Here is a 23329-nt window from a genome sequence, read left to right as displayed (position 1 = left end):
TTGCGAGGTGACGTCGAGGAGGGAAGGAGGGTTGTGAGCAGCTACTTCGAGAAGAGGGTGATAGTCACCGGAGCGGGAGGTATGCTGGGCCGCTCGACGGCTCATCGTTTACTCGAGGATGGGTACCATTGCGTCCTCGTCGGGCGTGATGAGCAGGCGCTCAGACGGACTGTGGAGCTGGCAAAAGGTGGTAGCGATCGCGCCGCCCTGTGCGTGGGTGACATCCGTTCGAGTCACGATCGAAAGCGGATCTGCTCGGTCGCGGCAGCTGATGGCCGGCTGTTCGGTGTGGTCAACAACGCCGCTATCACGAGGCTGAAGCCGCTGCTCGCCGCGTCGGTGCAAGATTGGCGGGACGTCGTCGAGACGAACCTCGAGGCATCCTTCTTTCTTGCGCAGGAGGCACTCGGTTACATGAGGGAAGCTGGTGGTGGTCGGATAGTCAACGTGGGCTCGATCTACGGTGTGACCGCCCTCAACAACAAGTTGTTCGACGGATTGCTGCCGATCGAAACCGAAGGCGACCGGGGCCCTGTTCGCGAAACTGCGTACTCGGTCAGCAAGGCGGGGCTTGTCCAGCTGACAAAAGACCTAGCTGTCGCAGTAGCACCATGGGGTGTGACGGTGAACATCGTCAGCCCCGGTCACGTGCAGGCACCGGTGTATGACGATGGAAGCGGCAGGTACGTGCCGCACCGGACGAACCTGGCCGGTCCAGATCCGGTCACGGCCAAGTACCGCCAGGGAAAGACCGACGCCGAGGTCAGGGCGAAGCTTGCCGAGCAGTATCCGCTGGGCAGGCTCGGCAAGGTCGGCGACGTCACCGCAGCTATTCGCTTCCTGCTGTCGGAGGAAGCCGCCTACATCACCGGCGCGAATTTGCCCGTCGATGGGGGCTTCACGGCCTGGTGAGCGGCCGACGACCGCGATGTAACCGCGGTGACCGCAGGGTGGCGTGCGAGAGCACGCCGGCACCCACCGCAGCCGCCGCGGCACGCCCACAGTCGCCACCCCGGAGCCTGCCCTCACGGGCAAGTGACCCCGTCAGTTGCTCTGGTACTGCTGCGGCACCTGCGGCTGAACCGGCGCCGCCTGTGCGGCGGCCGCGGCCTGGACCTCCTGGGCCTGGTCCTTGGTCAAGGCGTTCGTCGCGCCGCAGAAGGTGCAGACGGTGAAGTACTTCGACGACACGGGGAACAGCGGGATGAAGAACAGCGTGACCTTCGTGACCGCGCGGCGCAGGACGTGCGCGCTCGGGTTGCCGCAGCGGGCGCAGAGGTAGGTCGTGGTCGCCAGGTCGTGCACCTTGCGCCGCCAGCCGTAGATGATCATCGGGTCACTCCAGTCGTCGGGAAACGACCCTCAGACGCACGAACCCGCGCCCGAGATCCCCTCAGCGTGAAATCGCCGCTTTCTGCCACCACGACAGGACCTCCTCGGCAGCACTGGGCGCCGCGACGAGCAGGCCGTCGGCCGGGAGCGCCGTGCCTTCACCCCGCCGGTCCAGCACCGCGGCCCCCGCCTCGATCGCCAGCGCGACCGAGCCCGCCACGTCCCACTCGTGATAGCTGTGCAGCACCGCGGCGGCCGCGTGACCCAGCGCGACCTGCGCGATCGACAGCGCCGCCGACCCCAGTACGCGGACCCCGACGTGCGCGGCCGCGGCGCGCTCGATGAACTCGCCCATTCCCGGCCACGGACCCTTGCGCGCCAGCTCCGTGCACACGATCGCGCCCTCGGTCAGCGGCCGGTCGGTCAACCGCACCGGTTTGCCGTTCGCCCGCGTGCCCCGGCCGCGCGCCGCGGCGTAGATCTGCGCCCGGTACGGGTCCGCGACCACCCCGACGACCGGCCCCGACGCGTCCACCAGCGCGAGGCTGTAGGCGCACCACGGCACCCCGGCGACGTAGTTGGCCGTGCCGTCCACCGGGTCGACCACCCAGCGGTACGGCGCGCGATCGGCTCCGTGGTCGGCGCCGAACTCCTCGCCCACCACCGGGATACCGGGGAACTCGGCCGTCAGCACACGCCTCGTGTGCCGTTCGAGGATCCGGTCGGTGTCGGTGACCCAGTCGAACGGCGACTCTCTCGTGTCCGGGTGCGCACCCCGGCCGGCGGTCGCGGTGATCACGTCGGTGGCGTCGTTGGCCAGCCGTCCGGCGACCTCGAGCGCCCGTGACAGCAGGCCGGGCTCGACCGGCTGGGACGGGCGGGCGGATAGAAGGGTCACGCCGGTCTAGTGTGGCCGCACCGAGTGTCCGGAACGCTACGGGGAGATGAAGTGTCTACTCCGGAAGGCAGCGGTCCGGGAAGTTCGGGCAGCGTTTCCACGCCGGTCACGCCCCCTTCCCCGGACGAACCGGGCACCCGTGAGACCTTCACCAGGTGCGAGTCGCCATCGTCACCGAAAGCTTCCTCCCGCAGGTGAACGGCGTGACCAACTCGGTCCTGCGCGTGGTGGAGCACCTGCGCGGACGCGGCGACGACGTCCTCGTCGTCGCGCCCGGCCTCACCGGGCCGGACGAGTACCTCGGCGCCCCGGTGGTCCGCATCCCGGCGGTCGACCTCCCGGTGGTCAACTCCCTGCCCATCGGGCTGCCGACCCGGACCGTGCTCACCGCGCTCGCCGGGTTCCGCCCCGACGTCGTGCACCTCGCCTCGCCCTTCGTCGTCGGCGCGCGGGGGCTCGCCGCGGCACGCCGGCTGCGCGTGCCGACGGTCGCCGTCTACCAGACCGACATCCCCGGCTTCGCCACCGCGTACGGCCTCCGGCTCGGTGCTCGCGCGGCCTGGCGCTGGGTACGCAGGTTGCATACGAAGGCCGACCGGACCCTCGCCCCCTCCACGCAATCCGTGCACGACCTGCGTGCACACGGCATACCGCGTGTATACAGGTGGGGCCGGGGGGTGGACGTCGAGCGGTTCTCGCCCGAGCACGCCGATGCCGAGCTCCGCGCCCGGCTCGCGCCCGACGGTGCGCTGCTCGTCGGCTTCGTCGGACGCCTCGCGCCCGAGAAGGAGGTCGACCGGCTCGCCGCGCTCGACGGGGTGCCGGGGATTCGCGTCGTGGCGGTCGGCGACGGACCGGAACTCGAGCCGCTGCGGGCGGCCCTGCCGAACGCCGCCTTCCTCGGGGCGCGCTACGGCGACGAACTCGCCGCGGCGTACGCGAGCCTCGACGTCTTCGTCCACACCGGTCCCTACGAAACGTTCTGCCAGGCCGTGCAGGAGGCCATGGCCTCCGGCCTGCCCGTCCTCGCGCCTGACGCCGGTGGCCCCAGGGACCTCGTCCTGCCCGGCCGCACCGGTTACCTGCTGCCCGTCGACCGGCCGGACTTCGCGCGGGAACTCGTCGACCGGGTGCGGGACCTGCGTGATCCGGCCCTGCGCGCCCGGCTCGGGCAGAAGGCACGCAAGGTCGTCCTCGGCCGGACGTGGCCCGCGGTGTGCGCCGAACTCGTCGGGCACTACCAAGCCGTCGCGGGGCCCGTCGCCCGTGCGGCCTGAGCGATGCACATCGTTCAGCTCGCCAACTTCTACGGGCCCCGCTCGGGCGGGCTCCGCACCGCGCTGCACCACCTCGGCGCGGGGTACGTGGCGAGCGGGCACCGGGTGACGCTCGTCGTGCCCGGCAGCCGGTACCGCGAAGAGGTGCTGCCGACCGGCGTCCGCCGGTTTTCCCTGCCCGCGCCGAAGATCCCGGGCACGGGCGGATACCGGGCGGTCGACCCGTACCGCGTGCGGGCGTTGTTGCGCGAGCTGGAACCGGACCGCCTCGAAGTGTCGGACCGGCTGACCCTGCGGGGCATGGGCACCTGGGCGCGGCGGCACGACGTGCCGAGCGTGGTCATCTCACACGAGCGGCTCGACCGGCTGCTGGCCCAGTTCCTGCTGCCCGGCCCGCTCGCGCGGAGGATCGCCGATGTGGCCAACGGGCGGATGGCCCGAAGCTACGACAAGGTGGTCTGCACCACCTTGTTCGCGCGCGAGGAGTTCGACCGCATCGGCGCGCCCAACGTGCAGCGCGTGCCGCTGGGGGTGGACCTCGCCGCCTTCACGCCTGCCCACCGCGATTCCGGTTGGCGTTCCGAGCTCGCCGGGGGAGCGGACGCACTGTTGGTCCACTGTGGTCGGTTGTCCCCGGAGAAACACGTTGAACGCAGTGTGGACACGGTCGCCGAACTGACGGAGTCGGGCGACCGCGTGCGGCTGGTGATCGCCGGCGACGGTCCGCGGCGGCGGGCGCTGGAGCGCCGCGCTCGCGGGCTGCCCGTCACGTTCCTCGGTTTCCTGTCCGACCGCGCTGACGTCGCGCGCCTGCTGGCGAGCGCGGACGTCTCGCTCGCGCCCGGACCACATGAGACGTTCGGGCTCGCCGCGCTCGAAGCGCTGGCGTCCGGCACCCCGGTGGTGGTCTCGGCGTCGTCCGCGCTGCGGGAAATAGTCCGGCCTGGTTGCGGGGCCGCCGTTCCCGATCTTCCCGGCGCGTTCGCGAACGCCGTGACGGGATTGCTGGAAAGCCCGGAAGAAGCACGACGAGCCGCCGCGCGGGCGCGGGCCGAAGAATTCTCCTGGCCCGAGTCCGTGCGGGGAATGTTGTCCGTGCTGCGGCACTGAGACCCCGTTGTCGATCTTTCACCGGTTTCGCTAACATCTCCGATCGGTTCAGAACGAGAGCCTTCGTAAACGCTCCTGTACCAGCGGATCCGTGGCGTGGTGCGACCGGATCGCGGCAGGAGCGCATACTGTCGGTCACAGTGCGCTCAGTATTGATCATGGTGGTGGGAGTTGTCGAGCGGAAATCCGAAGATGCGTTTCCAAAAGAGGTGGCGAAGACCATGATCGCGATTTTAAACCACCCGTTCGTGTGGTCTATTTTCGCGGAGCCCGATAAGTAATACCGCTCCGTAGTCGAGCGCGTGTCCAGCGACCTGGCCGAGCCACGTCGCTTGTTCGTCCTGCGCGGATTTCCTCCCGCGCGGGCGCCCCCCGCTGTACGAGATCCGAGGCAACGAGACATGACTGACTACCTGACGGTCACCGCGCCGGGCGCGACCTACACCCCGCAGCTGATCCCGATCACGGGCGACCGGCTCATCCACCCCGCCGACGTGCCCAACGACCTCGCGCGGATCGTGTTGCGCTGGGGCAGGCACTGGGTGCCGCAGACGGTGGCGGCCCGCGACCACTTCGCCGCGCTCGGCGTCGGCGACGGCGAGCCTCCCCGGTACTGCGACGAACACGTGCGAGGCTGGCTGTTCGTGCCGGCCGAGCCGGATTCCCTTGCGGCACAGGTACGATCGGGAACGCTCGACGTCGCCACCGCGTTGTCCGTGGAAGCGGAGGCCTGGCCCGCCGTGAGTTGATCATCGCAGGCCACCGGTTCGAGTGGATCGGCCGAGCGGGCACGACGCGGTCTTTCAGGGCGGCCGAACGCGCGGGCGTTACACCGTCCCCCCTATCGAGTGTCCCCGCCGAAACGGGTCCTGTTGACTCGATTTCCGTTGGGTATCTTCGGTTCGAGGCCTCAAAGATCAACCGGCAACAGGCGGACTTCGACCATTGACAGTACTGCAGGCCGCCTTTCACTGTTGAAAGGGAGACAGACCGAAGATGTCTCTGCGCAAAAAGGTGGCGGGAGCCGGAGTGCTTGTGGCACCCCTGTTCCTGTTCATGAGCGGCACCGCGAGTGCCGACCCCTGGCACGACTGGAGCGGCAGCTCCTACGGTGCCTCCGGTGCCTACGCCGGATCGTGGGGTGCCGGGGTGTTCGACCAGAGCGCCTCGGCGGACGACGATGGCGCGTCCTACGCCGCCGAAGGTTCGTGGGCCGGCGTCGGTGGCGCCGGGATCTTCGACGTTGCTTCCAGCAGCGGGGACAACGACGAGGACGGTTGGATCGGCCACCACTGGTCGGACAACCACCACGGGTACACGGCTGGCCGTCACAAGATCACCGACGACAACAAGTGCGGCGGTGGTTGTGACGGCGACGAAGAGGTCCACCACGTGGTCGTGCACGAGTCCGACGACAACGGGTGCGGAGGCGGCTGCCATGAAGCCGACGAGCACCCGGTGGTCGTGGTGCACGACGCCGACGACGATGACTACGACTGCGGCTGCCACGACGTCGACGAACACCACACCGTGCACCACGTGGTGGACAGGCCCGTCGTGCACCACCACGAGGACAACGACTGCGGTTGCCAGGACGTGGACGACGACGTCGTCTACGACGAGGTCGACGAGCCGGTGAGCGTTGCGGTGCACCACGAATCCGCCACGTCGGCCGGTCCCGGCGGTGCCAGCTCTCACGGCACCGCCGCCCTGGCCGTCGACGACCACTCGGCCTACGCGCAGTGGAGCCACTCCGCCGGTCCCGCGGGCGCCAGCTCGTGGCACCAGCTGAGCGGCGCGGACGAGGACGGCGCTGTCTACCACACGGGCAGTGCCGCGGCGGGCCCGGCGGGTGCCGCGAGTTACTCGAACACGAGTGGCTCGTTCACCGCGTTCGGGGACGACGACTGATCCTGCCGTCGTCTGACCGGCAAGATCTGTTGTGGAACGGGCTCTGCGCCGGTCTCGGCCGGCGCAGAGCCTTTCCCGCTCCCTTGTCCCCCAACGAGAACAGCTACCACTACGGCCGATCGAACTGTACTGTCGTCAGTGGTGGCAAGGAATTCGACACGCCGCCGCGGGGAAAGCCCGCCGGGTTCCACACCCGCTTCCGCGGCGAGGTCAGCTAGCACAGGAACTCCAGCCCAGCTCGGCAGAGAAAGCGCATACACACCAACGGGCGACTAAAGGTTCGGTCAGAGGCTCGCGCCGTGACACGATGGTGGCGCCCGGTGGAGTGAGTGGCCGATGCTGGGTACTTTTGCTGCACGGGCAGGGAAAATGATCTCTCGTAGAACAAGCCCGGTGTCCCTGAATCCGAAACCTCTGAGGAGTTCCTTGTGTTGAAGAAGATGGGTTTCGTGGCCGCGGGAGCGGCCGCTGGCATGATGTTGCTGGGCGGCGTGGCTTCGGCGAGCGAATCCCACCACAACCGGGACGGCGACGACCAGCAGGTGGGTCTGGTCAACGTCAACAACCTGGACGCCCTGCACAACGTGAACGCGACCCTGGGTGTGTGCAAGAACAACATCAACGTCCTCGGTGTCCAGGTGCCGATCCAGGACGCCCTGAAGGGCATCGGTGTGCCGATCCTCTCCGAGGGTTCGAGCAGCGCCGAGGGCGAGGACCCGATGAACTGCGCCTCCGGTGGCGTCGCAGACGGCGGCACGAGCCAGGACAACTGAGTTCCAGGCCGCTCGACGGGTTTCCGGTCCGCCCGAACCGGAAGCCCAGCGGCCGGTGATGCGAGGTGGGTTCGGGTACACGACCCCGATCGTGCACCCGGCCCACCTCGTGCCGGTTGGCCGCACCTTTTTTCCGAAGTAGTTCCGAACCGATTCTCGAGGAGTTGTTTCAGTGCTTAAGAAGGTTGGCTTCGCTGCCGCTGCCATCGCCGCCGGTGTGACCTTGCTGGGTGGCACCGCTTCCGCCGCCGAGGTCGGCAGCCACCACTACGATGGTGACACCGACCAGTCCGCGCTGGCGAACCTGAACAACCTGGACGTCCTGCACAACGTGAACGCCGCCGTGGGCGTCTGCAAGGACAACATCAACGTCCTGGGTGTTCAGGTCCCGGTGCAGGACGTCGCCAAGGGCATCAGCGTTCCGATCCTGTCCGAGGGCGACAGCGACGCGGCCGGCGAGGACCCGCAGAACTGCGCTTCCGGTGCCATCGAGGACGGCGGCACGTCGCAGGACAACTGATAGAGGCTCCCGGCTGCGCCGAACGAAGGTTCCCCGTTCGGGTTTGCCGGTGGGTGGAGGGATGCGGGGCTCGGACCTACAGGTCCGGGTCCCGCATCGTTTTTGTGCTCAGCCCGCCACCGGTTTGCCGCCTTCGAAGCGGACGGGCAGCGAGTACAGGCCGCGCCCGTTGTGGTGGTCGGGGGAGAGCCAGCCGTGGAAGAAGATCCGCTGGGCGGTCACGTCGGCTCCGCCGGGACCGTTGACCTGGCTGCCGAGGCCGCCGGTGGTCAGCAGTGGCTGGGATGCCTTGGTGTACGGGCCTTTCAGCGACGCGGAAGTGGCGTATCCCGTGTGGTAGTCGACGTTGTCGAAGGAGTCGGCGGAGTAGAAGAGCACGTACCCCGAGCCGATCTTGACCAGTGAAGGCGCTTCCACGTCACCACGTTCTTCGGGGCGGTCGGCGCGGAGCAACGGGATGCGGCCGCCAACCAGAGTTCCTCCGTCGTTCGTGACCTCCTGCAACCAGATGGTCGTCGGCCCCGCGTTGCTCTTGTACAGCAGGTAGTGCTTCCCGTCCGAATCCACAAAGGACTGCGGGTCGATGTCGCCGCCGTCCTCGGGCGGGCAGACCAGTGGTGCGCTGTCCACCGGGTTGAACGGGCCCGTGGGCAACGACGAGGTCGCCGTGCCGATGCACATGCGGTTGTCGCCCGGCAGCTGGGCGGAGAAGTACACGCGGTACTGGCCGTTGTTCATCCGGCCGACGTCCGGCGCCCAGAACGCGCCGTCCGGCTTGGCCCACGCGGGATTCCGGGCGAGGGCGTCGCCCTGCACCTTCCACGGGCCGTCCGCCGACGACGCGACCGCGTACGGGATCCTCGCCGAGCCACCCCGCGTGGCGTAGGCGTAGTAGCCGTTCGCCGACTGGAGCACGGCCGGATCCGGGAAATCCTGGTTGATCAACAACTTCGGGGTGGCGGGGTCGACGCGGGCGGCACCGGTGGTGAGCACGGCGGCCACCGCCGCCACGGACAACGCCCGCAGCCTGCTCTTCTTCATGACCTCACTCGTAGACGACGTACGTCGGTGCGGGACGCAGCGCCAGCACCTCTTCCGGTTTCATCAGCGGGGCACCGCGGCGCGTGTCCTCGTCGTAGAAGAGCTTGAACCCCGCCTGGACGTGGGCGGGCTTCTGCCGCATCACGAGGTTCCAGGTCGTGATCTTGGCTTCGCGGCTGCCGATGCCGTCGACGACCTTGATCGGCACGACCCCGTCGTGCGGCTTGAGATCGCCCTCGTCGCGCACGACGGACGTGGCGACCTGGTGGTACACCATCATCTTCGGCGGCAGGTTGTGACTGCTGACGAGCTCTGACACGTAGGTGGCGACCTGGTCGAGCACCGCGCCGGTGACGTGCCCGAACTTCTGGCCGGGCCGGACGCCGGGGTCCACCGCCCACTCCGGGTCGAGTGCGAGGCCGACGTCGGGCTCGGTCAGCCACCGCTCGAAGGCCCTGACTTCGGTGGGGAAATCGGCGTGGCCGGGCTGAATGTTCAGCAGCAGCAAGCCTTTCAGCCGTCGCGCTTCGTCCAAGTAGGACTGGATGCTGGAGTCGCTCTCGCGGCTGCGGTAGAGCCCGTCCGCGCCGGGAGTGGAGATGACGCGCGTGGCGATCAGCTCGACGACGGGCTGGATCGGGCCGTCGGTGCGGTACGCGGAGATCTGCCGGGTCAGTTCCTCGCCGGCCGCGACCAGGTTGCCGGTCATGCGGCCCAGGGCGGGGGCGTTCGGGCCGCCGCAGAACCCGACGCGCAGCGGACCGGTCGGCTCCGCGTTGGTGACCGCGAGCGGCGACGGGGTGGCCGGCGACACCGGCGGTGGAGGCGGCGGGGCGGGAACGGGTACGGGAGCGGTCGGCGGCGCCGCGTTCGGGCGGCCGGCGACGGTGACCATCGGTCCGGCGCACGCGCTGAGCACCCCGGCGGCGGACAGGAGGAGGAAGCCTCGGCGGCCGGTCTCTACGCTCATCCGTTTGTCACCCACGGATCGTGCCCCTCCCGTCACCGCCTGCTACCCGCAACACACAGGTAGCCCGGTGGGGGAAACTTCACACCTGTTGGGGCGGAGTTCGCTCGATGGAAGTAGTGGCAGGTGGCCTGAACGAGGTGGCGAGGGCCGCCCCTAAAGTTCTAGCCATGCCCCGAGCGAACCTCGACAAGGACCCGCACGAGGTCGCCGCCATGTTCGACGGCGTCGCGCGCGGTTACGACCGCGCGAACTCCGTCATGACCTTCGGCTTCGACCGGCGCTGGCGCACGATCACCTCGCACGTGCTCGACGCGAAGCCGGGGGAGAAGGTGCTCGACCTCGCCGCCGGTACCGGTGTCTCCACCGCCGAGTACGCGCGGGGCGGAGCGTGGTGCCTGGCCGCGGACTTCTCGCTCGGGATGCTGCGCAACGGTAGGCACCGCGGCGTGCCGATGGTGGCCGCGGACGCGCTGCACCTGCCCTTCGCCGACGAGAGCTTCGACGCGGCCACGATCAGCTTCGGCATCCGCAACTTCGTCGACACCAAGGCCGCGCTCGTCGAGATCGCCCGCGTGGTCAAGCCGGGCGGCCGGCTGGTGATCTGCGAGGTCTCGACGCCGCCGTTCACGCCGATCCGGTTCCTGTACCGCAAGTTCCTGCTCCGCGTGATGACCTTGTTCGGCCGGTTCAGCTCCAGCAACCCGGAGGCGTACTCCTACCTCGCGGAGTCGATGCTGGCGTGGCCGGACCAGCGGGCGTTCGCGCAGACGATCGCCGAGGCCGGGTGGCATCGGGTGGAGTGGTTGAACCTCACGTTCGGCGTCGTCGCCATCCATCGCGCTTCGAAGCCCCCTCTAAACTCGGAAGCATGACTCTCGATGCCCAGGTGATCGTCGTCGGTGCCGGCCCGGCCGGGTCGACCGTGGCCACGTACCTGGCGCGTGCCGGGCTCGACGTGCTCCTGCTGGAGAAGACGGAGTTCCCGCGCGAGAAGGTCTGCGGTGACGGCATCACGCCCCGCGGCGTGAAGCAGCTGATCGACCTGGGTATCGACACCAGCCCCGAGGCGGGCTGGGTGCACAGCCGCGGCCTGCGCATCCTCACCGGCGAGCTCACCCTCGAACTCGACTGGCCGGAGCTGACCAGCTACCCGCCCTACGGCGTTTCCCGCACCCGCTTCGACTTCGACGACCTGCTGGCGAAGACCGCGGTCAAGGCGGGGGCGCGGCTGCAGGAGCGCACGAACGTCACCGGCGCGATCACCGACGAGCGCACGGGCCGGGTCATCGGCGTCGAGGCGAAGGTCGGCCCGGAGAAGACGCCGGTCCGCTACCACGCCCCGCTCGTGCTGGCCTGCGACGGCGTCAACGCCAAGCTCGCCCGGTCCGTCGGCATCGACTCCGACGACCGCAGGCCGATGGGTGTCGCCGTCCGCCGGTACTACAAGAGCCCGCGCCACGACGACCCGTTCATCGAGGGGCACCTGGAGCTCTGGGACCGCAGCGACCCGCGGAACCCGAAGCTGCTGCCCGGTTACGGCTGGGCGTTCCCGCTCGGCGACGGCACGGTCAACATCGGGCTCGGCATGCTGTCCACGTCCAAGGCCTTCCGCAACACCGACTACCGCGCGCTGCTGCGCTCGTGGCTCGACTCGACGCCCGAGGAGTGGGGCTACCGCGAGGAGAACGCGATCGGCCGCATCGGCGGCGCGGGGCTCCCGATGGGCTTCAACCGCACCCCGCACTACCGGAACGGGCTGCTGCTGCTCGGCGACGCCGGCGGCATGGTGAGCCCGTTCAACGGCGAGGGCATCTCGTCGGCGATGGAGTCGGCGCAGCTGGCCGCGGAGTTCGTCGCGCAGGCGCTCGCCCGGCCGGAGGGTCCGTCCCGCGAACGGGCGCTGCACGGTTACCCAGTGGCACTGAAGGAGCTGATGGGCGGGTACTACCGGCTCGGCAACCTGTTCGCGAAGGCCATCGGGCACCCGAAGGTCATGCGGGCCGCGACCAAGTACGGGCTGCGTGTCAACCCCCTCATCCCGCTCATCTACAAGGGGCTTTCCGGCTGTTACGACGCCCGCGGCGGGGACGCCGTGGACCGGATGATCGCGCTCGCGGCCCGGCTTACGCCGAGCGCGTGACACCTCTCGCGTGGGTTACGTCACATTGACTCTCCGTGAAAACGGGCAGCCCAGCTGATCTTGTTCCTTTCCTCCCAGGTCTGGGGCCTGAGGGCCTTCGCGGGCCCTCCCGGAAGTTAGGGCTCCCTTAAACCAAGGACCCCGCGACAACAATGTGAGCCGCGTCCTACACTGCCCCCATGCTTTGTGAACCCGTTCACAACTTCGACGGAAGGCTTGTGAACAAATTCACAATCTCCGCGACGCTGCGGAAGGAGTGGGACACGTGGTGTTAGCGCAGGGCGCGTCCGCCAGTCCGGCGATGTACGTGCCGTTGGTCCTGTTGTTCGTGCTGGCGGCGGCGTTCGCCGTGCTCTCCGTGCTGCTCGGGCCGCTGGTCGGGCCGAGCCGGTACAACAAGGCCAAGCTGCAGGCCTACGAGTGCGGCATCGAGCCCTCACCGCAGCCGCTCGTCGGCGGCGGCCGGATGCCCGTCGCCTACTACATCACCGCGATGCTGTTCATCCTGTTCGACATCGAGATGGTCTTCCTCTACCCGTTCGCGGTCTCCGCGGACTCGCTCGGCCTGTTCGGCCTGGTGGAGATCGTGTTGTTCATCGCGACGGTCGGCTTCGCCTACGCCTACGTGTGGCGGCGCGGCGGGCTGGATTGGAACTGAAGATGGGTCTCGAAGAGAAGCTCCCCAACGGAATCCTGCTGGCCAGCCTCGAAGGCCTGGTCAACTGGGCGCGCAAGAACTCGCTGTGGCCCGCGACGTTCGGCCTCGCCTGCTGCGCCATCGAGATGATGACCACGGGCGGTTCCCGGTACGACATCGCGCGCTTCGGCATGGAGCGGTTCAGCGCGACGCCGCGGCAGGCCGACCTGATGATCGTCGCCGGCCGCGTCACGCAGAAGATGGCGCCGGTGCTGCGGCAGATCTACGACCAGATGGCCGAGCCGCGCTGGGTGCTCGCGATGGGCGTGTGCGCCTCGTCTGGCGGGATGTTCAACAACTACGCGGTCGTGCAGGGCGTCGACCACATCGTGCCGGTGGACATGTACCTGCCGGGCTGCCCGCCGCGGCCGGAGATGCTGCTCGACGCGATCCTCAAGCTGCACGCCAAGATCCAGGACGAGCCGATGGGGCCGCGCCGCGCCGCGCTCAAGGCGGGGCACCGCACCGAGCTGATCCCGTCGTCGGTCAAGTACGCAAAGAAGTGATCCCCTGTGCCTGAAGAGAAACCAGAGACCGGCGACGAGCAGTCGAGCGCCGAGCGCGAGGTCGGGCTGCGGCCGGAAGGCGCGCGGCCGGCCCAGCCGGTGGTGGCGGGCCGCGAACGCCGCGGCATGTTCGGGGTGCACGACAGCGGTGACACGTCGGGTTACGGCGGGCTGCGCCTGCCCGCGTACTCACCGCCGCCCGCGGAACGGCCGTTCGGCGGCTGGTTCGACGAGTTCGCCGACCAGTTCTTCGCCGCACTGGGCGAAAACGGCGTGCCCGCCGAGGCCGTCCAGCAGATCACCGTCGACCGCGGCGAGATCACGCTGTACCTGGACAAGCGGTACCTCGTGCAGGCCTGCCGGATCCTCCGCGACGACGCGGGGCTGCGGTTCGAGCTGTGCAGCTCGGTGTCCGGTGTGGACTACGGGCCGGACGTGCCGCAACGGCTGCACTCGGTGTACCACCTGACGTCCATGACCTACCGCCGCCGCATCCGGCTGGAGGTCACGGCGGAGGTCGACGACCCGCACGTGCCGTCGGTCGTCGAGGTGTACCCGACCGCCGACTGGCAGGAGCGGGAGGCCTACGACATGTTCGGCATCGTCTACGACGGACACCCGTCGCTGACGCGCATCCTGATGCCCGACGACTGGGACGGGCACCCGCAGCGCAAGGACTACCCGCTCGGCGGAATTCCCGTGGAGTACAAGGGCGCGGAGATCCCGCCGCCGGACCAGCGGAGGTCGTACTCATGACTACCGACCGGCTTTCGGACGTCACGACGGGGACGGACACGACCGCTCCCGGTGCCGACAGCACCGACAACGTGGACTACGCGGAGTCGCGCGAAACCACGGAAGGCCGCGTCTACCACGTCAGCGGTGGCGACTGGGACGACGTGCTGTCCGACGCCGACCACGACGAGCGCATGGTCATCAACATGGGGCCGCAGCACCCGTCGACGCACGGCGTGCTCCGGCTCGTGCTGGAGCTGGAGGGCGAGACCGTCACCCAGCTGCGCTCGGTCATCGGCTACCTGCACACCGGGATCGAGAAGAACACCGAGTACCGCACGTGGACCCAGGGCGTCACGTTCGTGACGCGCATGGACTACCTGTCGCCGCTGTTCAACGAGCTCGGGTACTGCCTCGCGGTGGAGAAGCTGCTGCGCGTCGAGGTGCCGAAGCGGGCGCAGCTGATCCGCGTGCTGCTGTGCGAGATCAACCGCATCGGCTCGCACCTGGTGTACATCGCGACCGGCGGCATGGAACTCGGTGCCACCACGGCGATGACGCTCGGCTTCCGCGAGCGCGAAGAGGTGCTGCACCTGCTGGAGTACCTGACCGGCCTGCGGATGAACCACGCGTTCATCCGGCCCGGCGGGGTCGCGCAGGACCTGCCGACGGACGCGCACGCGAAGATCAGCGAGTTCGTCAAGGTGATGGACAAGCGGCTTCCCTTGTACGACAAGCTGTTCACCGGTCAGCCGATCTGGCGCAACCGGCTCAAGGGCGTCGGCTACCTGCCCGTGGACGCGTGCCTCGCGCTCGGCGTCACCGGCCCGGTGCTGCGCTCGGCCGGGCTGCCGTGGGACCTGCGGAAGGTCGAGCCGTACTCCTCCTACGACGAGTTCGAGTTCGACATCCCGACCTCCACCGAGGCCGACTGCTGGGCGCGGTACCTGTGCCGCGTCGAGGAGATGCACCAGTCGCTGCGGATCATCAAGCAGGTGCTCAAGCGGCTCGACGAGCCCGGGCCGGTGATGGTCGAGGACAAGAAGATCGCGTGGCCTGCGCAGCTGTCGATCTCCAGCGACGGCATGGGCAACTCGCTCGAGCACGTCCGCAAGATCATGGGCCAGTCGATGGAGTCCCTGATCCACCACTTCAAGCTGGTCACCGAGGGCTTCAAGGTGCCGCCGGGGCAGGTGTACGCGCCGGTCGAGTCGCCGCGCGGGGAGCTCGGTTTCCACGTCGTGTCCGACGGCGGCACGCGGCCGTGGCGGGTGCACGTGCGGGAACCGAGTTTCGTGAACCTGCAGTCGATGCCCGCGATGTCCGAGGGCGGCCTGGTGGCTGACGTGATCGCCGCCGTCGCCTCGATCGACCCCGTGATGGGGGGAGTGGACCGCTGATGATTTTCGACGACGACACGGTCGCGAAGGCGCAGGACCTGATCGGGCGGTACCCGCAGTCCCGCTCGGCGCTGCTGCCGATGCTGCACCTCGTGCAGTCGGTGCAGGGCTACGTGAGCCAGGAGGGCATCGCGTTCTGCGCGGAGCAGCTCGGGCTGACCGAGGCCGAGGTGAGCGCGGTCGCGACGTTCTACACCATGTACAAGCGGCGGCCGTGCGGCGAGCACCTGGTCAGCGTCTGCACCAACACGTTGTGCGCGGCGCTCGGCGGTGACGCGATCTACCAGCAGCTGTCCGAGCACCTGGGTGTGGGGCACGAAGAGGTTTCCGGGGAGCCGGGCGAGCCCGGTTCGATCATGCTGGAGCACGCGGAGTGCCTGGCGGCATGCGACCTCGCGCCGGTGCTGCAGGTCAACTACGAGTACTACGACAAGCAGTCGCCGGAGTCGGCGCTCGAACTCGTGAAAGCGTTGCAGCGCGGGGAAAAGCCCGCGCCGACACGGGGTGCGCCGCTGACGGACTTCAAGGGGGCGGAGCTTCAGCTCGCAGGCTTCTTCCCCGAGGACGAGGAGACGTTCCGGTCCCAGGTGGACGGTCCGTCGCAGGCGGTGGAGACCTTGCGCGGAGCCAGCCTGGCCGCTGAGCGCGGCTGGACGGCGCCCGTGATGGAGGACGTTCCGCTGCCGGAGGTGGAGGCGAAATGAGCGACCCGTTGACCCCGGTGCTGACCAAGCGCTGGTTGTCGCCGAACTCGTGGCGGTTGTCGACCTACGAGCAGCTCGAGGGTTACACGGCGGTCCGGAAAGCGCTTTCCGGTACGCCGGAACAGCTCGTGCAGCTGATCAAGGACGCGGGCCTGCGCGGTCGTGGCGGTGCCGGTTTCCCGGCCGGTGTGAAGTGGTCCTTCATGCCGCCGAACGAGGACAAGCCGCACTACCTGGTGATCAACGCCGACGAAGGCGAACCCGGGACGTGCAAGGACATCCCGCTGATGATGGCGGACCCGCACTCGCTCATCGAGGGCTGCATCATCGCGTCGTACGCGATGCGCTCGCACCACTGCTTCATCTACGTGCGCGGTGAGGCGCTGCACTGCATCCGCCGCCTGAACGCGGCGGTGCGCGAGGCGGAGGCGGCCGGGTACCTGGGCGAGAACATCCTCGGCTCGGGTTACGACCTCAAGATCACCGTCCACGCGGGCGCGGGTGCGTACATCTGCGGCGAGGAGACGGCACTGCTCGACTCGCTCGAAGGCCGTCGCGGGCAGCCCCGGCTCAAGCCGCCGTTCCCCGCGGCCGCGGGCCTCTACGCGGCGCCGACCACGGTGAACAACGTCGAGACGATCGCGAGCGCGCCGTACATCGTCAACGCCGGGTCCGACTGGTTCCGCAAGATGGGGCGCGAGAAGTCGCCCGGCCCGAAGATCTACTCGATCTCCGGCCACGTCGAGCGGCCCGGCCAGTACGAGGCGCCGCTGGGCACGACCCTGCGGCAGCTGCTGGAGCTGTGCGGCGGCATGAAGGACGGCATCCCGCTGAAGTTCTGGACGCCGGGCGGCTCGTCGACGCCGCTGTTCACCGCCGAGCACCTGGACGTGCCGCTGGACTTCGAGGGCGCCGCCGAGGCGGGCTCGATGCTCGGCACCACCGCGGTCCAGGTGTTCAACGAGACGGTGTCCGTGCCGTGGGCCGTGATGAAGTGGACGCAGTTCTACGAGCACGAGTCGTGCGGCAAGTGCACGCCGTGCCGCGAGGGCACGTACTGGCTGGCGCAGATCCTGGAGCGGATGGTCGAGGGCCGCGGCACGCCCGAGGACATCGACACGCTGCTCGACGTCTGCGACAACATCCTCGGCCGGTCGTTCTGCGCGCTCGGTGACGGCGCGGTCAGCCCGATCACCAGTGGCATCAAGTACTTCCGGGACGAGTTCCTCGCACTGTGCGAGAGCAACAAGCGTGAGCTGGTGGGAGCGCAGGCATGACGATGGCGCCAGAGGAACCCAAGGTCGAGGTGCCTGAGGGGTATGTGCGGCTCACGATCGACGGCGAGGAGGTCATCGCGCCGAAGGGCGAGCTGCTGATCCGCACCGCGGAACGGCTCGGCACGGTGATCCCGCGGTTCTGCGACCACCCGCTGCTCGACCCGGCGGGCGCGTGCCGCCAGTGCCTCGTCGAGGTGGAGATGGGCGGTCGGCCGATGCCGAAGCCGCAGGCGTCGTGCACCATGACGGTCGCCGACGGCATGGTCGTGAAGACGCAGCTGACGTCGCCGGTCGCGGACAAGGCGCAGCAGGGTGTGATGGAGCTGCTGCTCATCAACCACCCGCTGGACTGCCCGGTGTGCGACAAGGGCGGCGAGTGCCCGCTGCAGAACCAGGCGATGGCCCACGGCCGCGCGGAATCCCGCTTCCACGACAAGAAGCGCACGTTCCCGAAGCCGCTGCCGATCTCGACGCAGGTGCTGCTCGACCGCGAGCGGTGCGTGCTGTGCCAGCGGTGCACGCGGTTCTCCGCGCAGATCGCCGGTGACCCGTTCATCGACCTGCTGGAGCGCGGGGCGCACCAGCAGATCGGGACGGCCGAGACGGCGGATGTGCTGGACATGGCGTCCCGCACGTCTTCGGGCAAGCCGTTCCAGTCGTACTTCTCCGGGAACACGATCCAGATCTGCCCGGTCGGCGCGCTGACGTCGGCGCAGTACCGGTTCCGCTCGCGGCCGTTCGACCTGGTGTCCTCGCCCAGCGTCTGCGAGCACTGCTCGTCCGGCTGTGCGGAGCGGACGGACTTCCGGCGCGGCAAGGTGATGCGCAAGCTCGCCGGCAACGACCCGGAGGTCAACGAGGAGTGGATCTGCGACAAGGGCCGCTTCGCGTTCCGGTACGCGCAGACCGCCGACCGCATCCGGCGCCCGCTGGTGCGGGACTCGTCGGGGACGCTGCGTGAGGCTTCGTGGACCGAGGCCTTGCGAGCGGCCGCCGACGGGCTGACCAAGGCGCGTGACACGCGCGGTGTCGGCGTGCTGACCGGCGGGCGACTGACCTTGGAGGACGCGTACGCGTACTCGAAGTTCGCCCGGATCGCCTTGCGTACCAACGACATCGACTTCCGCGCGCGGGCGCACTCGGCGGAGGAGCTGTCGTTCCTCGCTTCGCAGGTCGTCGGCACCACGCCGGAGAACGGTGTCACCTTCGCGGCGATCGAGAACGCGCCGACCGTGCTGTGCGTGGCGTTCGAGCCCGAGGACGAGGCGCCGATCGTGTTCCTGCGGCTGCGCAAGGCGGCCAGGAAGCGGCGTGCCAAGGTCGTCCACTTGGGACAGTGGACCACGTCGTCGGTGCGCAAGACGTTCGGTGAGCTGCTCGCCTGCCCGCCGGGTGGGGAACCCGCGGCGCTCGCGGCACTCGCCGAGCACGCGCCGGACCTCGACGCGGCGCTGGCCCAGGAGGGCGCGGTGATCCTGGTCGGGGAGCGGGCGGCCGAGGTGCCGGGCCTGTTCTCGGCGGTGCACGCGTTGTCCTCGCGGACCGGCGCGCGCGTCGCCTGGATCCCGCGGCGGGCCGGTGAGCGCGGAGCGCTCGAAGCCGGTGCGGCGCCGACGCTGCTGCCCGGCGGCCGTCCCGTCACCGACGAGGCGGCCCGCGCGGAGGTCTCGACGGCGTGGGGCGTGCAGGTGCCGTCCGAACCCGGACGCGACACCACCGGCATCCTCGCGGCGCTCGCGGAAGGCGTGCTCGGCGGAGTGGTGGTCGGCGGTGTCGACCCGAACGACCTGCCCGACCCGGAGCTGGCGCGCCGCGCGCTGGACCGCGCCGAGTTCGTCGTCAGCCTGGAGCTGCGGCCGAGCGAGGTCACCGAGCGCGCGGACGTGGTGCTGCCGATCGCGCCGGACGTGGAGAAGGCGGGCAGCTACCTCAACTGGGAGGGCCGCCGCCGCGCGTTCGACATCACGATCGAGAACAGCGGCGCCCTGCCGGACGGCCGGGTGCTCGACACGCTGGCCGTCGAGATGGACGCCGACCTGTTCACGCAGACCCCGGCGGCCGCGTACGGCGACCTGTCGCGTCTGCCCGCGTACACCGCGCGTCCCGCCTTCACGGCTGTGACGCCGGCGTCGCTCGAACCGCTCGGCAAGGGCGAGGCGTGGTTGTCGACGTGGCGGCAGCTGATCGACAACGGCTCGCTCCAGGTCGACGAGCCCCACCTGGCGGGGACGGCGCGCAAGCCCGTCGCGCGGGTGGCGCCCTCGACGGCGGAGCAGCTGGGCGAGACGGTGACCGTGTCGACCGGCCGCGGCTCGGTCACGCTGCCCGTCGAAGCGGCGGACCTGCCCGAGGGCGTGGTCTGGCTGCCGTCGAACTCCGACGGCTCGCGGGTGCGGACGGCGCTCGGCGCCGGGCACGGAGCTGTGGTTTCCCTCGAACCGGGAGGCGCGCGATGAACCCGTACCTCATGCAGGAACCGATGACCAGGGCGGAGCTGCTCGCGGACGACCCGTGGTGGCTCATCCTCATCAAGGCCGTCGTGATCCTGCTGATCGGGCCGATCATGACGATCTTCCTGATCGTGTGGGAGCGCAAGGCGGTCGGCCGGATGCAGAACCGGCCGGGACCGAACCGCGTCGGGCCGGGCGGGTACCTGCAGTCGCTGGCGGACGCGCTGAAGCTCCCGTTCAAGGAGCAGGTCATCCCCGACACCGCCGACCGGAAGGTGTACTTCCTGGCGCCGGTGATCGCGGTGGTCCCGTCGTTGATCGCGTTGTCGGCGGTGCCGTTCGGGCCGCAGGTGTCGATCTTCGGTGAGCAGACCGTGCTGCAGCTGGTCGACCTGCCGGTCGGGGTGCTCGTGATCCTGGCCTGCTCGTCGGTCGGCGTGTACGGCATCGTGCTCGCCGGCTGGTCGTCGGGCTCGCCGTACCCGCTGCTCGGCGGGCTGCGGTCGGCGGCGCAGGTGATCTCGTACGAGATCGCGATGGGCCTGTCCATCGTGGCCGTGGTGCTCTACGCGCAGTCGATGTCCACCGGCGACATCGTGCACGCCCAGGCCGGCGGGTGGTACTTCTACCTGCTGCTGCCGAGTTTCGTGATCTACCTGATCTCGATGGTCGGCGAGACGAACCGGGCGCCGTTCGACCTGCCGGAGGCGGAGTCGGAGCTGGTCGGCGGGTTCCACACGGAGTACTCGTCGATGAAGTTCGCGATGTTCTTCCTCGCCGAGTACGTGAACATGGTGATCGTCTCGGCGTTCGCGACGACGTTGTTCCTCGGCGGCTGGATGTTCCCGTTCGTCGGGCTCGACTCGCCGCTGAACCGGGGCTGGCTGCCGCTGATCTGGTTCGGGATCAAGCTGTTCGCGCTGCTGTTCGGCTTCATCTGGCTGCGCGGCACGCTGCCGCGGTTCCGCTACGACCAGTTCATGAAGCTGGGCTGGAAGGTGCTGGTCCCGGCGAACCTGCTGTGGATCGTGGTCGTGACCGCGATCAGGGCGATCCGCAACAACGGCGGGCTGACGACGTCGCAGATCGTGATCGGCGTGGTGGTCGTGGCCGTCGTCGCGATCGCGATCGCGTTCCTGATGCCGGACCGCCGCCCGCCGGCGGACGACGACCGCGTGCCGATCACGGGCGGCGGTTATCCGCTGCCGCCGCTGGACCTGAAGGTGCCGCAGGTGCCGGACCGGTCGAAGACGAGGCGCCGTCCGGCTGTGGAGGCCGGGGAACCGGCGCAGGTGGGGAGTTCCGATGGGACTGTTTGATCCGATCAAGGGCTTTGGCGTCACCTTCGGGATGATGTTCAAGAAGGTGGCGACGGAGGAGTACCCGGAGGCCGGTGCGCCGGCCGCGCCGCGGTACCACGGGCGGCACCAGCTCAACCGGCACCCGGACGGGCTGGAGAAGTGCGTCGGCTGCGAGCTGTGCGCGTGGGCGTGCCCGGCGGACGCGATCTTCGTCGAGGGCGGCGACAACACCGAGGACGCGCGGTACTCGCCCGGTGAGCGGTACGGCAAGGACTACCAGATCAACTACCTCAGGTGCATCGGCTGCGGCCTGTGCATCGAGGCCTGCCCGACGCGCTCCCTGACGATGATCAACTTCTACGAGCTCGCCGACGACGACCGCCAGCGGCTGATCTACACCAAGGAGGATCTGCTGGCGCCGCTGCTGCCGGGCATGGAGCAGCCGCCCCACCCGATGCGCCTCGGCGACGACGAGCAGGACTACTACGTCAACGGCCCGGAGCTGGCCCGCGGCCGCGGCGTCCCCTCGGGCGAGACGGTGGAAACGGCCCGCGAGGAGGTCATCTCATGACCGGCTCGGTTCCGGCCGCCGCGGTGTCGCGGAGGGTCCCGGCGCGGGCCGCCAGCTCCGGTGAGGCGGCGTCGCGCTTGGTGGTTTCGGCCGGGGCGGCCTCGCGCTCGGTGGTTTCGGCCGGGTTGGCCTCGCAGGCGGCGGTCGTGCGTGCGGTGGTTCCGGCCAGGGCGGTCTCGCGTGCGGTGGTCCCGGCTACGGCGCCCTCGCGCTCGGTGGCTCCGGGTGGGGCGGTCTTGCGTTCGGCGGTTCTGGCCAGGGCGGCCTCGTGCTCGGTCGCTCCGGGTGGGGTGGCCTCTCGTGCGGTGGCCTCGCGCGCGGTGGTCCCGGCCAGGGCGGCCTCGCGTGCGGCGGTTCCGGCGGGGGCGGCCTCGCCCTTGGTGCCCGCTGGTGAGGCGGTCTCGCGCTCGGTGGTTTCCGCCCGGGCGGCCTCGCGCAGGGCTATCTCGCAGGAGGAGGCGGCGGCATGCTGAGTTCACTGGTGCTGGCGCAGGCGGTCGACCAGAGCACGTCCACCGGCGAGGCCGTCGCGTTCTGGATCCTCGGGCCGATCGCCTTGCTCGGGGCGCTGGGGCTGATCTTCGCGCGCAGCGCCGTCCACTCCGCACTGTTCCTCGCGATGACGATGTTCTCGCTCGGCGTGCTGTACCTCGTGCAGCAGGCGCCGTTCCTGGGCTTCACCCAGATCATCGTCTACACCGGCGCGATCATGATGCTGTTCCTGTTCGTGCTGATGCTCGTCGGCCGCGAGAGTTCCGACTCCGTGGTCGAGGTCTTGCGGGGACAACGGCTGTGGGCGGGCATCCTCGGTATCGGGATCGCCGGGCTGATCGTCACGGGCCTGATCAACGCGCTGGCGAACGTGACCCCGGCACCCGCGCCCAACGGCACACCCGGCGGGCTCGGCCGGATGATCTTCACCGACTACCTGTTCCCGTTCGAGCTGACGTCGGCTCTGCTCATCACCGCCGCGCTCGGCGCGATGGTGCTGGCGTTCCACGAGAAGCGCAGCCGTCGCACGCAGAAGGAACTCGTGGAGGCCCGGTTCCGCGGCGAGTACGAGCGCATCTCGCCGAAGCCCGGCCCCGGTGTCTTCGCGACCTCGCACTCGGTCATGACCCCGGCGCTGCTGCCGGACGGCACGGTGGCGCAGGAGTCCCTGTCCGCGATCATCGAGTCCACCCCCACCGCGCAGCTCGAAGCCGAACGCAAGCGCGTCGAGGGCAAGGAGCCGCACCCGGACGCCCACGCGCTGACCGGCTCGACCGCGGGCACGCACGGCGATCCCGGCTCCGGCTCCGGTCCGGGCGCGGGTTCGGCGGAGGCGGGCGCCGGTGCGGCGGGTGCCGCCGGGTCGGATGCGCGCGAGGAAGCGCCCGCGCTGACCGGTTCGGAGGAGAAGAAGTGACTCCCACCTACTACCTGCTGCTGTCCGCGCTGCTGTTCTCCATCGGTGCGGTGGGCGTGCTGGTGCGGCGCAACGCGATCGTCGTGTTCATGTGCATCGAGCTGATGCTCAACGCGGTGAACCTGTCGCTGGTCACGTTCTCCCGCATCAACGGCAGCCTCGACGGACAGGTGATGGCGTTCTTCGTGATGGTCGTCGCCGCCGCGGAGGTCGTGGTCGGGCTGGCGATCATCATGGCCATCTTCCGCACCCGCCGCTCGGCCTCCGTCGACGACACGAACCTGCTGAAGTACTAGAGGCACTAGGAG

Annotated in this window: 24 protein-coding genes; 20 read left to right on the top strand and 4 right to left on the bottom strand. The window is 69.4% G+C overall.

Annotated elements, in window-relative coordinates; translation table 11 throughout:
- The first annotated feature begins 33 nt into the window (after window positions 1-33).
- Entirely contained in the window at window positions 34-912 is an 879-nt protein-coding gene (locus BMZ92_RS08480) for an SDR family NAD(P)-dependent oxidoreductase (protein WP_091505165.1), read from the top strand.
- Between the two features lie 132 nt (window positions 913-1044).
- Here BMZ92_RS08480 and BMZ92_RS08475 read toward each other — a convergent pair whose 3' ends face one another.
- Both BMZ92_RS08475 and BMZ92_RS08470 read right to left on the bottom strand, forming a co-directional pair.
- The gene (locus BMZ92_RS08475) at window positions 1045-1332 is read right to left on the bottom strand and encodes a zinc-ribbon domain-containing protein (RefSeq protein WP_091505164.1); all 288 of its coding nucleotides are present in this window, start codon (window positions 1330-1332) and stop codon (window positions 1045-1047) included.
- 61 nt (window positions 1333-1393) lie between these two features.
- Complete coding sequence (locus BMZ92_RS08470; protein ID WP_091505163.1) at window positions 1394-2230, bottom strand: inositol monophosphatase family protein; 837 nt, start codon at window positions 2228-2230, stop codon at window positions 1394-1396.
- 155 nt (window positions 2231-2385) lie between these two features.
- On the opposite strand from BMZ92_RS08470, the gene BMZ92_RS08465 reads away from it, so the two are divergent.
- The 6 genes from BMZ92_RS08465 (at window position 2386) to BMZ92_RS08440 (ending at window position 7821) form a co-directional block, all read left to right on the top strand.
- Window positions 2386-3507, top strand: a complete 1122-nt coding sequence (locus tag BMZ92_RS08465) for a glycosyltransferase family 4 protein (RefSeq protein WP_177228589.1) — start codon at window positions 2386-2388, stop codon at window positions 3505-3507.
- 3 nt (window positions 3508-3510) lie between these two features.
- Entirely contained in the window at window positions 3511-4617 is a 1107-nt protein-coding gene (locus BMZ92_RS08460) for a glycosyltransferase family 4 protein (protein WP_091505162.1), read from the top strand.
- Between the two features lie 401 nt (window positions 4618-5018).
- Complete coding sequence (locus BMZ92_RS08455) at window positions 5019-5366, top strand: hypothetical protein (protein WP_091505161.1); 348 nt, start codon at window positions 5019-5021, stop codon at window positions 5364-5366.
- A gap of 247 nt (window positions 5367-5613) precedes the next feature.
- The gene (locus BMZ92_RS08450; protein WP_143249820.1) at window positions 5614-6528 is read left to right on the top strand and encodes a hypothetical protein; all 915 of its coding nucleotides are present in this window, start codon (window positions 5614-5616) and stop codon (window positions 6526-6528) included.
- 428 nt (window positions 6529-6956) lie between these two features.
- The gene (locus BMZ92_RS08445; RefSeq protein WP_091505159.1) at window positions 6957-7301 is read left to right on the top strand and encodes a hypothetical protein; all 345 of its coding nucleotides are present in this window, start codon (window positions 6957-6959) and stop codon (window positions 7299-7301) included.
- A gap of 172 nt (window positions 7302-7473) precedes the next feature.
- Complete coding sequence (locus BMZ92_RS08440; protein ID WP_091505158.1) at window positions 7474-7821, top strand: hypothetical protein; 348 nt, start codon at window positions 7474-7476, stop codon at window positions 7819-7821.
- A 108-nt stretch (window positions 7822-7929) separates the two neighbouring features.
- Here the strand turns inward: BMZ92_RS08440 and BMZ92_RS08435 are convergent, their stop codons facing one another.
- Together BMZ92_RS08435 and BMZ92_RS08430 are read right to left on the bottom strand one after the other, a co-directional pair.
- Window positions 7930-8862, bottom strand: coding sequence for a glycoside hydrolase family 43 protein (locus tag BMZ92_RS08435; protein ID WP_091505157.1), 933 nt, complete (start codon window positions 8860-8862; stop codon window positions 7930-7932).
- 4 nt (window positions 8863-8866) lie between these two features.
- Window positions 8867-9832, bottom strand: a complete 966-nt coding sequence (locus BMZ92_RS08430) for a hypothetical protein (protein ID WP_091505156.1) — start codon at window positions 9830-9832, stop codon at window positions 8867-8869.
- 167 nt (window positions 9833-9999) lie between these two features.
- Between BMZ92_RS08430 and BMZ92_RS08425 the strand changes: the two genes are divergently transcribed.
- The 13 genes from BMZ92_RS08425 (at window position 10000) to nuoK (ending at window position 23317) form a co-directional block, all read left to right on the top strand.
- Complete coding sequence (locus BMZ92_RS08425) at window positions 10000-10704, top strand: demethylmenaquinone methyltransferase (RefSeq protein WP_091505155.1); 705 nt, start codon at window positions 10000-10002, stop codon at window positions 10702-10704.
- Window positions 10701-11972 carry a geranylgeranyl reductase family protein gene (locus tag BMZ92_RS08420; protein WP_091505154.1) on the top strand — a complete coding sequence of 424 codons (1272 nt, stop codon included), beginning with the start codon at window positions 10701-10703 and terminating at the stop codon, window positions 11970-11972. Before BMZ92_RS08425 ends, BMZ92_RS08420 begins: the two co-directional genes overlap by 4 nt.
- Before the next feature lie 301 nt (window positions 11973-12273).
- Window positions 12274-12630 (top strand): NADH-quinone oxidoreductase subunit A, encoded by a 357-nt coding sequence (locus tag BMZ92_RS08415; protein ID WP_091505224.1) that lies wholly within the window; start codon window positions 12274-12276, stop codon window positions 12628-12630.
- Between the two features lie 2 nt (window positions 12631-12632).
- Entirely contained in the window at window positions 12633-13175 is a 543-nt protein-coding gene (locus BMZ92_RS08410; RefSeq protein ID WP_091505153.1) for a NuoB/complex I 20 kDa subunit family protein, read from the top strand.
- A gap of 6 nt (window positions 13176-13181) precedes the next feature.
- Window positions 13182-13931, top strand: a complete 750-nt coding sequence (locus BMZ92_RS08405; RefSeq protein ID WP_091505152.1) for an NADH-quinone oxidoreductase subunit C — start codon at window positions 13182-13184, stop codon at window positions 13929-13931.
- On the top strand, window positions 13928-15310 hold the full coding sequence (locus BMZ92_RS08400; protein WP_091505151.1) for an NADH-quinone oxidoreductase subunit D: 1383 nt from the start codon (window positions 13928-13930) through the stop codon (window positions 15308-15310). The genes BMZ92_RS08405 and BMZ92_RS08400 overlap by 4 nt, the downstream gene beginning before the upstream one ends.
- Window positions 15310-16014, top strand: coding sequence for an NADH-quinone oxidoreductase subunit NuoE (nuoE, locus tag BMZ92_RS08395; RefSeq protein WP_091505150.1), 705 nt, complete (start codon window positions 15310-15312; stop codon window positions 16012-16014). Before BMZ92_RS08400 ends, nuoE begins: the two co-directional genes overlap by 1 nt.
- Entirely contained in the window at window positions 16011-17291 is a 1281-nt protein-coding gene (gene nuoF / locus BMZ92_RS08390) for an NADH-quinone oxidoreductase subunit NuoF (protein WP_091505149.1), read from the top strand. Before nuoE ends, nuoF begins: the two co-directional genes overlap by 4 nt.
- On the top strand, window positions 17288-19747 hold the full coding sequence (locus BMZ92_RS08385; RefSeq protein ID WP_091505148.1) for an NADH-quinone oxidoreductase subunit G: 2460 nt from the start codon (window positions 17288-17290) through the stop codon (window positions 19745-19747). The genes nuoF and BMZ92_RS08385 overlap by 4 nt, the downstream gene beginning before the upstream one ends.
- Window positions 19744-21060, top strand: coding sequence for an NADH-quinone oxidoreductase subunit NuoH (nuoH, locus tag BMZ92_RS08380; RefSeq protein WP_091505147.1), 1317 nt, complete (start codon window positions 19744-19746; stop codon window positions 21058-21060). Before BMZ92_RS08385 ends, nuoH begins: the two co-directional genes overlap by 4 nt.
- Entirely contained in the window at window positions 21047-21613 is a 567-nt protein-coding gene (nuoI, locus tag BMZ92_RS08375; protein ID WP_091505146.1) for an NADH-quinone oxidoreductase subunit NuoI, read from the top strand. Before nuoH ends, nuoI begins: the two co-directional genes overlap by 14 nt.
- Before the next feature lie 466 nt (window positions 21614-22079).
- A complete protein-coding gene (locus BMZ92_RS08365) occupies window positions 22080-23021 on the top strand; it encodes an NADH-quinone oxidoreductase subunit J (RefSeq protein WP_177228588.1) in 942 nt (313 codons plus the stop codon).
- On the top strand, window positions 23018-23317 hold the full coding sequence (gene nuoK, locus BMZ92_RS08360) for an NADH-quinone oxidoreductase subunit NuoK (protein WP_091505144.1): 300 nt from the start codon (window positions 23018-23020) through the stop codon (window positions 23315-23317). Before BMZ92_RS08365 ends, nuoK begins: the two co-directional genes overlap by 4 nt.
- Window positions 23318-23329 lie beyond the last annotated feature (12 nt).

It is taken from the genome of Amycolatopsis sacchari (genome assembly GCF_900114035.1).
GTDB classification, from domain to species: domain Bacteria; phylum Actinomycetota; class Actinomycetes; order Mycobacteriales; family Pseudonocardiaceae; genus Amycolatopsis_E; species Amycolatopsis_E sacchari.
Note: the sequence above shows the minus strand (reverse complement) of the source record. Positions and strands in the feature narration are given on the sequence as shown.

What these genes read in the sequence shown, in the direction of transcription:
- BMZ92_RS08475 (WP_091505164.1), bottom strand. Translation starts at nt 1,332, where the DNA reads ATGATCATCTACGGCTGGCGGCGCAAGGTGCACGACCTGGCGACCACG.
- BMZ92_RS08415 (WP_091505224.1), top strand. Translation starts at nt 12,274, where the DNA reads ATGTACGTGCCGTTGGTCCTGTTGTTCGTGCTGGCGGCGGCGTTCGCC.
- nuoF (WP_091505149.1), top strand. Translation starts at nt 16,011, where the DNA reads ATGAGCGACCCGTTGACCCCGGTGCTGACCAAGCGCTGGTTGTCGCCG.
- nuoI (WP_091505146.1), top strand. Translation starts at nt 21,047, where the DNA reads ATGGGACTGTTTGATCCGATCAAGGGCTTTGGCGTCACCTTCGGGATG.
- BMZ92_RS08435 (WP_091505157.1), bottom strand. Translation starts at nt 8,862, where the DNA reads ATGAAGAAGAGCAGGCTGCGGGCGTTGTCCGTGGCGGCGGTGGCCGCC.
- BMZ92_RS08410 (WP_091505153.1), top strand. Translation starts at nt 12,633, where the DNA reads ATGGGTCTCGAAGAGAAGCTCCCCAACGGAATCCTGCTGGCCAGCCTC.
- BMZ92_RS08460 (WP_091505162.1), top strand. Translation starts at nt 3,511, where the DNA reads ATGCACATCGTTCAGCTCGCCAACTTCTACGGGCCCCGCTCGGGCGGG.
- BMZ92_RS08420 (WP_091505154.1), top strand. Translation starts at nt 10,701, where the DNA reads ATGACTCTCGATGCCCAGGTGATCGTCGTCGGTGCCGGCCCGGCCGGG.
- BMZ92_RS08365 (WP_177228588.1), top strand. Translation starts at nt 22,080, where the DNA reads ATGCTGAGTTCACTGGTGCTGGCGCAGGCGGTCGACCAGAGCACGTCC.
- BMZ92_RS08385 (WP_091505148.1), top strand. Translation starts at nt 17,288, where the DNA reads ATGACGATGGCGCCAGAGGAACCCAAGGTCGAGGTGCCTGAGGGGTAT.
- BMZ92_RS08450 (WP_143249820.1), top strand. Translation starts at nt 5,614, where the DNA reads ATGTCTCTGCGCAAAAAGGTGGCGGGAGCCGGAGTGCTTGTGGCACCC.
- BMZ92_RS08455 (WP_091505161.1), top strand. Translation starts at nt 5,019, where the DNA reads ATGACTGACTACCTGACGGTCACCGCGCCGGGCGCGACCTACACCCCG.
- BMZ92_RS08430 (WP_091505156.1), bottom strand. Translation starts at nt 9,832, where the DNA reads ATGAGCGTAGAGACCGGCCGCCGAGGCTTCCTCCTCCTGTCCGCCGCC.
- BMZ92_RS08425 (WP_091505155.1), top strand. Translation starts at nt 10,000, where the DNA reads ATGCCCCGAGCGAACCTCGACAAGGACCCGCACGAGGTCGCCGCCATG.
- BMZ92_RS08400 (WP_091505151.1), top strand. Translation starts at nt 13,928, where the DNA reads ATGACTACCGACCGGCTTTCGGACGTCACGACGGGGACGGACACGACC.
- nuoH (WP_091505147.1), top strand. Translation starts at nt 19,744, where the DNA reads ATGAACCCGTACCTCATGCAGGAACCGATGACCAGGGCGGAGCTGCTC.
- nuoE (WP_091505150.1), top strand. Translation starts at nt 15,310, where the DNA reads ATGATTTTCGACGACGACACGGTCGCGAAGGCGCAGGACCTGATCGGG.